This window comes from Roseovarius sp. MMSF_3298 (genome assembly GCF_030733705.1).
In the GTDB taxonomy this organism is placed as follows: domain Bacteria; phylum Pseudomonadota; class Alphaproteobacteria; order Rhodobacterales; family Rhodobacteraceae; genus Roseovarius; species Roseovarius confluentis.
This window is the reverse complement of sequence record NZ_JASHIN010000030.1, coordinates 41469-49414: the sequence shown is the minus strand read 5'-3', so window position 1 is coordinate 49414 and position 7946 is coordinate 41469. Positions and strand designations below refer to the sequence as shown.

General features: G+C 64.4%; 8 protein-coding genes. 1 reads left to right on the top strand and 7 read right to left on the bottom strand.

Annotated elements, in window-relative coordinates:
- Positions 1–161: 161 nt before the first annotated feature.
- The 3 genes from fusA to rpsL are packed head-to-tail and all read right to left on the bottom strand — an operon-like array spanning position 162 to position 3161.
- On the bottom strand, positions 162–2285 hold the full coding sequence (fusA, locus tag RBB18_RS19890; protein WP_103762133.1) for an elongation factor G: 2124 nt from the start codon (positions 2283–2285) through the stop codon (positions 162–164).
- 21 nt (positions 2286–2306) lie between these two features.
- The gene (rpsG, locus tag RBB18_RS19885; RefSeq protein WP_057796812.1) at positions 2307–2777 is read right to left on the bottom strand and encodes a 30S ribosomal protein S7; all 471 of its coding nucleotides are present in this window, start codon (positions 2775–2777) and stop codon (positions 2307–2309) included.
- Between the two features lie 12 nt (positions 2778–2789).
- Positions 2790–3161, bottom strand: a complete 372-nt coding sequence (gene rpsL / locus RBB18_RS19880; RefSeq protein WP_103762132.1) for a 30S ribosomal protein S12 — start codon at positions 3159–3161, stop codon at positions 2790–2792.
- Between the two features lie 457 nt (positions 3162–3618).
- Here rpsL and RBB18_RS19875 point away from each other — a divergent pair, with 457 nt between their 5' ends.
- The gene (locus RBB18_RS19875) at positions 3619–4446 is read left to right on the top strand and encodes a glycosyltransferase (protein WP_306112176.1); all 828 of its coding nucleotides are present in this window, start codon (positions 3619–3621) and stop codon (positions 4444–4446) included.
- Here RBB18_RS19875 and RBB18_RS19870 read toward each other — a convergent pair.
- From RBB18_RS19870 to RBB18_RS19855, 4 genes are all read right to left on the bottom strand, one after another.
- Positions 4379–5281 carry a DMT family transporter gene (locus RBB18_RS19870; protein ID WP_103762130.1) on the bottom strand — a complete coding sequence of 301 codons (903 nt, stop codon included), beginning with the start codon at positions 5279–5281 and terminating at the stop codon, positions 4379–4381. The genes RBB18_RS19875 and RBB18_RS19870 overlap by 68 nt on opposite strands.
- A gap of 47 nt (positions 5282–5328) precedes the next feature.
- Positions 5329–5598, bottom strand: coding sequence for a hypothetical protein (locus RBB18_RS19865; protein ID WP_103762129.1), 270 nt, complete (start codon positions 5596–5598; stop codon positions 5329–5331).
- Positions 5599–5755: 157 nt separating this feature from the next.
- Positions 5756–6547, bottom strand: coding sequence for a 3'(2'),5'-bisphosphate nucleotidase CysQ (locus tag RBB18_RS19860; protein WP_306112175.1), 792 nt, complete (start codon positions 6545–6547; stop codon positions 5756–5758).
- A complete protein-coding gene (locus tag RBB18_RS19855) occupies positions 6534–7877 on the bottom strand; it encodes a TldD/PmbA family protein (protein ID WP_306112174.1) in 1344 nt (447 codons plus the stop codon). The genes RBB18_RS19860 and RBB18_RS19855 overlap by 14 nt, the downstream gene beginning before the upstream one ends.
- Between the last annotated feature and the right edge of the window lie 69 nt (positions 7878–7946).

Sequence of the window (7946 nt, the reverse complement as noted above, 5' to 3'; positions counted from 1 at the left end):
GTCTTGCCGTGGTCAACGTGACCAACGGTCCCGATGTTCACGTGCGGTTTCGAACGGTCAAACTTTTCCTTTGCCATGATGGCCTCCTGTTCCTTTGCGGATGGTGGGTTATCACCCACCCTACGATGATGGGTAGGGCGGGGTTCACCCCGCCACCCGGGTTATGCGTATTTTGCCTGGATCTCTTCCGAGATGTTCGACGGCACGGGTTCGTAATGCGAGAACTGCATGGTGAACTGGGCGCGGCCCGACGACATCGAACGCAGCGTGTTGATGTAGCCGAACATGTTGGCCAGTGGCACGTTCGCGTTGATCGCGATGGCGTTGCCGCGCGGTTCTTGTCCCGAAACCTGCCCACGACGCGACGTCAGGTCGCCGATCACGTTGCCGGTGTATTCTTCCGGCGAGATCACTTCGACCTTCATGACCGGCTCCAGCAGTTTCGCGCCGGCCTTGCGCAGACCTTCGCGCATGCCCATCCGTGCCGCGATCTCAAAGGCCATGACCGAGGAGTCCACGTCGTGGAACTTGCCGTCGATCAGTGCGACCTTGAAGTCGATGACCGGGAAGCCGGCCAGCGGGCCGCTGTCCATCACGCTCTCGATGCCTTTCTCGACGCCGGGGATGTATTCCTTCGGCACGGCACCACCGACGATGCGGCTTTCGAACGAATAGCCTTCGCCCGGCTCGGTCGGCGAGATGATCATCTTGACCTCGGCGAACTGACCCGAACCACCCGACTGTTTCTTGTGGGTGTAGGTGTGTTCGATCTCGTGGCTGATGGTCTCGCGATAGGCCACCTGCGGCGCACCGATGTTGGCCTCGACCTTGAACTCGCGCTTCAGACGGTCGACCAGGATGTCGAGGTGAAGTTCGCCCATGCCCTTCATGATGGTCTGACCGCTCTCCATGTCGGTTTCGACGCGGAAGGACGGGTCCTCGGCGGCCAGACGGGCCAGGCCCTGGCTCATCTTTTCCTGGTCGTTCTTGGTCTTCGGCTCGACCGCGATCTCGATCACCGGATCGGGGAAGGTCATGGTTTCCAGAACCACCAGTTCCTTGGGATCGCTCAGCGTGTCACCCGTGGTGGTGTCCTTCAGACCAGCCAGCGCGATGATGTCGCCGGCAAATGCCTCTTCGATCTCTTCGCGGTTGTTCGAGTGCATCATCATCATACGGCCGATGCGCTCTTTCTTGCCCTTGGTCGAGTTCTGGATCGTGTCGCCCTTGTTCAGCACACCCGAATAGATGCGCGTGAAGGTCAGCGAACCGACGAACGGGTCGTTCATGATCTTGAACGCCAGGCCCGAGAACGGCATGGAATCGTCCGCGCGGCGGGCGATGTTCCGGGTCTCGGTCTCGTCATCGGGGGCAAAGCCCATGTAGTCCACAACGTCGAGCGGGCTCGGCAGGTAATCGACCACGGCGTTCAGCAGCGGCTGCACACCCTTGTTCTTGAACGCGGAACCGCCCAGGACCGGAACAAAGCTCAGCGACAGGGTGCCCTTGCGGATCAGTTGCCGCAGGGTCGGGATGTCGGGCTCGTTGCCCTCGAGGTATTCCATCATCGCGTCGTCGTCCATTTCGACGGCGTTCTCGATCAGCTTGGCGCGCCAGTCGTCGGCCAGCTGCTTGAGGTCGTCGCGAATGGGCTGACGGGTCCAGGACGCGCCCAGGTCTTCACCTTTCCAGGTCCATTCTTCCATGGTCACCAGGTCGATGATGCCTTCCAGCTCGTTCTCGGCACCGATCGGCATGGCGATCGGCACGGCTTTCGCGCCGGTGCGGTCTTCGATCATCGCGACACAGTTGAAGAAGTCGGCACCGATCTTGTCCATCTTGTTGACGAAGACGATGCGCGGCACCTTGTAGCGGTCGGCCTGGCGCCAGACGGTCTCGGTCTGGGGCTCGACACCCGCGTTGGCGTCCAGCACGCAGATCGCACCGTCAAGCACCGCCAGCGAACGCTCGACTTCGATGGTGAAGTCGACGTGACCGGGCGTGTCGATGATGTTCATCCGGAACTTGGTGTCGTCGGTGCCCTCTTTCGTCGGGTCTTCCTGCCACTGCCAGAAGGTAGTGGTAGCCGCCGACGTGATGGTGATCCCGCGTTCCTGCTCCTGCTCCATCCAGTCCATGGTGGCTGCACCATCGTGCACCTCACCGATGTTGTGGGATTTGCCGGTGTAAAACAGGATCCGTTCCGAGCAGGTGGTCTTGCCTGCGTCGATATGGGCCATGATGCCGAAGTTGCGGTAGCGTTCGAGCGGATAATCGCGTGCCATGATGCAAATGCCTCTAGGGTTTTACCAGCGGTAATGGCTGAAGGCTTTGTTCGCCTCGGCCATCTTGTGGGTGTCTTCACGTTTCTTGACGGCGGTCCCGCGCGAGTTCACGGCGTCCAGAAGTTCGCCGGCCAGGCGTTCTTCCATCGTGTTCTCGTTGCGGCCACGGCAAGCGGTGATCAGCCAGCGGATCGCCAGCGCTTCGCGGCGCTCGGGGCGAACTTCGACCGGCACCTGGTAGGTGGCACCACCGACACGGCGCGAGCGGACCTCGACCGACGGTTTGATGTTGTCCAGCGCTTCGTGGAAGATTTCCACGGGGGCGCGCTTGACCTTGTCTTCGACGCGATCGAGCGCGTTGTAGACGATTTTCTCCGCGACCGACTTCTTGCCGTCGATCATCAGGTTGTTCATGAACTTGGTCAGAACCCGGTCGCCATACTTGGCGTCGGGCAGAATTTCACGTTTTTCAGCGGCGTGACGACGAGACATCTCGAATTCCTCTTACTTGGGACGCTTGGCGCCGTATTTCGAACGACGCTGCTTGCGGTCCTTGACGCCTTGGGTATCCAGGACACCGCGCAGGATGTGGTAACGCACACCGGGAAGGTCTTTCACACGGCCGCCACGGATCAGGACCACCGAGTGCTCCTGAAGGTTGTGGCTTTCGCCGGGGATATAGCTGATGACCTCGAAACCATTGGTCAGGCGCACCTTGGCAACCTTCCGCATGGCCGAGTTCGGCTTCTTGGGCGTGGTGGTGTAGACGCGCGTGCAAACGCCGCGCTTCTGCGGGCACCCTTGCAGGTGCATCGACTTCTGGCTTCTTGTTTTCGGCTGCCGCGGCTTGCGGATCAGCTGTTGGATCGTTGGCATAGGGTCTCTTTCCCGTCTCTCAACACATGTGTTTGCACCGGGTCACCCCCGCGCGGTTTCAGTTCCTCGCACATCACGCGTCCGCAATGCGCAAATACCGCAATCGTTTCCATTCCGAGGTAAACGACGCGGCGGGTTCCCAGAGGATCGGGGCACTCAAATGGCCCGGATCTTGTCCACTAGAATTTTGAGTTCGACATTCAGGGCGGCCCCCGAGGTCGAGATGAGCGGCGTATAGGGGGAGTCGGGACGGCTGTCAACACTCCCATCCGCCCGGGATGACGACGCGGTATACCCCTAACAGAAAAGCCCGGATGCGCGGAACAGGAAACCTGTCACCCCGCCGCCGCCTCGGCCTAACGCCCGGCACCGCCTCGGGCAACCCCGGTTTCGCGCTTGCCCGCCTCACGCGCATTTGCAACCATGCGGCCACCACGTCTCGAAGGTGCCCCGCTTCATGCGCGCAATCGGTATATGCCGCTTTTCCTATCCCGCGCTCGGCGGCTTCAAACGCATGCACGACACCGTCGAGGAGCGCGAGGCCTACCTTTACGCGCCCGCGCGGATGGAGCTGCGCTTTCGCCACTTCGAGACGCTCACCCTGCCCTCCATAGCGGCGCAGAAGGACAAGCGGTTCACCTTCATCGTCCTGACCGGAGAGCGGATGCCCAAGCCCTGGTGGGACCGGCTCAACGACATCTGCGCCCCCGTCGAGCAGATCAAGATCGTCACGGCCGAACCGATGAAGCACCGCACGGCCATGCAACTGGCGATCCAGCACGAGCTTGCCCAGGGCGACGACGACGAATCCCTGCAGTTCCGCCTCGATGACGACGACGCCGTCGGCACCAACTTCATTCGCGGCATCCGCCGCACTGCCCGGCTGGCCGGCAAGCTACGCGCCGGGTGGCAGAACATGGTGATCGAATATTCCCGCGGCTATTCGGTCAAGCTGACCCCGGACGGCATCCTCGCCCGCGAGATCCAGGGCCAGTTCCTGGCCTGCGGTCTGGCCGTGCTCTTCCGCCCCGGTGACCCCAAGACGGTGATGAATTACGGCCATCACAAGCTGCACCATTCCATGCCGACCCTGATCGAGCCCGAGACCCACATGTACCTGCGCGCCCTGCACGACGACAACGACAGCCATGCGCGCACCAGCACCAAGGGCCTTGCCCCCCTGACCGCGGATCAGCGCGCCTTTTTCAAGGAACGGTTCAATGTCGACGAGGCGGCTGTGCAAGCGGCCTTTTCCGCCCCAGCTGCGATTCCCGGTAAAGCGTGAACAGCCCGCTGCCCACCACGATCGCAGCACCCAGCAGGGTCAGCGTCGCGGGCCATTCCCCGAACACCACGAAGCCCAGCAGCATCGCCCACAGCAGCCCGGTATAACGGAAGGGGGCGACGAAACTGATCTCGCCCACACGCATCACCATGATCGAAAAGAGATACCCGCCGATGATGAACAACGAGGCGGTTCCGACCAGCCCGGCTTCTCGCATTCCCATCGGCGCCCAGTCGACGCCAAGGCTCAAAAGCCCGAAGATCGTCATCGTCGCGATGGATGTCAGCAACGTGACGAACATCGACGGTGTGTCCTTCGACAGCCGCCGCGTCGACAGGTCCCGCACAGTGACACAGCCCACCGCCAGCAGCGCGTAGACCGCATAGAAGTTGAAGTCGTCCGTCCCGGGCCGCACGATCAGCAGCACACCGGCAAAGCCTATCAGGATCGCCACCATCCGCCGCCATCCCACCGGCTCGCGCAGGAACAGCGCGGCGGCCAGCGTGATGGTCAGTGGCAGGGCCTGCAATATCGCCGTCACGTTGGCCAACGGCATGTTGAACAGCGCCGTCAGAAAGAAATAGGCCGCGCCCACCTCGGCCCCTGTGCGCAGGCCCATCAACCCCCAGTCCCGGCGCGGCAGGCGGGCGCGCAACGCGCCCATGCGCCACGCGATACAGGCCACCAGCACCGTCGTGACCATCCCGCGCAGCAGCAGCAGTTGAAACAGCGGCACGTCCCCCGCCATCGCCTTCATCGCGGTGTCGTTGAACGTGAAGCACGCCATCGACGCCATCATCAGCAAGGCGCCGGTCAGGTTGTCGGAACGGGTCATACCCCGGCTCTAGACCGGCGCCGCACCCGGTACAAGCGCCAAGCGCGTCAGTCCGCCAGCATCAGGATCATCGCCAGGTTCGGCAACACCGCCACGAAGGTGATGAGTGCATATTTCGACGCCGTCACGGCCTTGCCCAGCCGGGTCTCCTTCCGGCTCGCACCCTCAAGGCTGTAGGCCACGGCCATAACCGCATGCCCCCCCGCCTCTCGCCTGCGCCGCTCCAGCCGCAGGCCCGCCATGCTGCGCTCGTAAATCTCCTTCTGACGCAGGTATTCCGCGTTCCGCGCGTCGTGCTCGATCGTCTGTCCGTCCATATCCCGTCTCCCATCTTGGAAACGGGAACCTAGGTCGTGCCGAGCGCGGTTCGATTGCAAGCGGCGAAACGCGCCAATCTGTCGCTCAGCTGGCGTTTCATCGTTCCAAAAATACTCGAACAAAACCAAACCTGCGCGGCGCAGCCGCACACTCGGATCAGATCGCAGCCCCGGGCGCCAGCGCCTCCAGAAGCGCACCATGCACCACCGGGTTGGCCGCCAGAACACCGTCGAGCTTCGGCATCGGGTTGTTGAACCGCAGCGGCCGCCCCGCGCGGTCCGACGTCACGGCACCCGCTTCGCGCAGGATCAAGTCACCCGCGGCGATGTCCCATTCCCACGCGCCGCGCAGGGTCATCATCGCGTCGAACCGCCCCTCGGCCACCAGCGCCAGCCGGTACGCCAGCGACGGGCGGAACCCTCGATCCATCCCGGGCGGCTGTCCCGCGCGCCAGTGCCGCGCGTCGAAATTCGGTTTCGCCGCCAACATGCTGCTGCCGTCCAGCGCCCCGGCATCACTGACTTTCAGGCGTTTGCCGTTCAGTGTCGCCCCCTGCCCGGCCGCGGCGGCATACATCATGTCCCGCATCGGCAGGTAGACCACGCCCGCCACCACCTCGCCCCGCTCGACCACCGCCAGCGCGTGCGCCCAGGTCCGCGTGCCCTCGATGAAGCTGCGCGTGCCGTCGATGGGGTCGATGATGAAAACCCGGTCGCGCGCCAGCCGCTCGGGCGTGTCGGCGCTTTCCTCCGACAGCCAGCCATACTCGGGCCGGGCGCCGCGCAACTGCTCGGCCAATACCTCGTTCACGGCCAGGTCGGCCTCGGTCACCGGCCCCGCGCCTCCCGGCTTGTCCCAGACCCGCGCCTCGGGCCCGGTATATCGGCAGGCAACCTCGCCCGCCGCCCGCGCCGCCGCGATCAGAAGGTCCAGCTCAGTTGCCGGCAAGGGTCAACCCTTCGACCAGCAGCGACGGCACCACACGCGACTTCCAGGGACGCGCGTCGTTCGCCGGGATAATCCCGCGCAGCATGTCCGGCAGGCTGCCCGCGATGGTGCATTCGTTCACCGGGAACGCGATCTCGCCGTTCTCGACCCAGAACCCCGACGCCCCGCGCGAATAGTCGCCCGTGTTGGGATTGATCGTCGAGCCGATCATCGACGTCACCAACAGGCCCGTGCCCATCTCCGCCATCAACTCTTCGCGGCTCTTGTCGCCCTGCGTCAGCGCCACGTTGGTCGACAGCGGCGACGGCACCGAGGACGGCGCCCGCCGCGCATGACCCGTGGACGGCAGCCCCAGCTTGCGCCCCGTCGACAGATCGAGAATCCAGGATTTCAGCACGCCGTTCTCGACCAACGCCCGTTTTGCCACCGGCAATCCTTCGGCATCGAAAGGCTGCGAGCCAAGCGCGCGCGGGCGCAGAGGATCGTCGATCAGCGACAGCGCCTCGGGCAGCACGGGCTCGCCCATCCGGTTCATCAGCCACGACGCCCCGCGCGACACCGCGCCGCCGTTGATTGCCGCCAGAAGGTGTCCGATCAGGCTCGCGGCCACGCGCTCGTCATACAGCACCGGATAGGACCCGGTATAAGGCTTCTTGGCGTCCAGCATCGCAGCGGCACGTTCCCCCGCCCGCGTCCCGATCTCCTCTGGCGTCCGCAGGTCGGCGGCGAACACGCGCGTATCCGCGTCATAGTCGCGCTGCATCCCCGTGCCCTGCCCCGCGATCGCAACCGCGCTCAGGCTGCGGGCGCTGCTGGTGAACCCGCCGGAAAAGCCGTTGGTCGCCGCCATGTGCATATGCTCGACCTCGTGATCGGCCGACGCCTGAACCTGCGTCACGCCATCCACGGCCATCGCGGCGGCCTCCAGCGCCAACGCGGCCTCCTGCATGTCGGGCGCTGCCGGTTCCGAACCGGGGTCGTGCAGTTCCAGCGCCGCGACGTCCCAGCTCTGCGCCAGCTGGTCCGGGTCCGCCAGCCCGGCGAACGGATCCTGGGGTGCCTCGCGGGCCATGGCCACCGCGCGCTCCGCCAGCATCACGAGGGTTTCCTCCCGCGTGTCCGACGCACCGACGCAGGCCTGCCGCTGCCCCACGAAGACACGCAGTCCGACTTCGACGCTTTCCGACCGCTCCGCCTGTTCCAAGGTTCCGGCCCGGACACCGATGCTCTGGGATCGCCGCTCGACGGCCACCGTATCCGCCGCGTCGGCCCCGGCCTTGTGCGCCGCCGCCAAAAGCGCTTCGGTCAGATTTTCCGGTGTCACGGGCATAAAGCTCTCCTGTGTGCTGCGCGGGTCTGACGCCGCGCAGGCGTGTGGATTTTTGTCAGGGTCCGATCT

Coding starts and splice junctions, on each gene's coding strand:
- fusA (WP_103762133.1), bottom strand. CDS start 2,285: ATGGCACGCGATTATCCGCTCGAACGCTACCGCAACTTCGGCATCATG.
- rpsG (WP_057796812.1), bottom strand. CDS start 2,777: ATGTCTCGTCGTCACGCCGCTGAAAAACGTGAAATTCTGCCCGACGCC.
- rpsL (WP_103762132.1), bottom strand. CDS start 3,161: ATGCCAACGATCCAACAGCTGATCCGCAAGCCGCGGCAGCCGAAAACA.
- RBB18_RS19875 (WP_306112176.1), top strand. CDS start 3,619: ATGCGCGCAATCGGTATATGCCGCTTTTCCTATCCCGCGCTCGGCGGC.
- RBB18_RS19870 (WP_103762130.1), bottom strand. CDS start 5,281: ATGACCCGTTCCGACAACCTGACCGGCGCCTTGCTGATGATGGCGTCG.
- RBB18_RS19865 (WP_103762129.1), bottom strand. CDS start 5,598: ATGGACGGACAGACGATCGAGCACGACGCGCGGAACGCGGAATACCTG.
- RBB18_RS19855 (WP_306112174.1), bottom strand. CDS start 7,877: ATGCCCGTGACACCGGAAAATCTGACCGAAGCGCTTTTGGCGGCGGCG.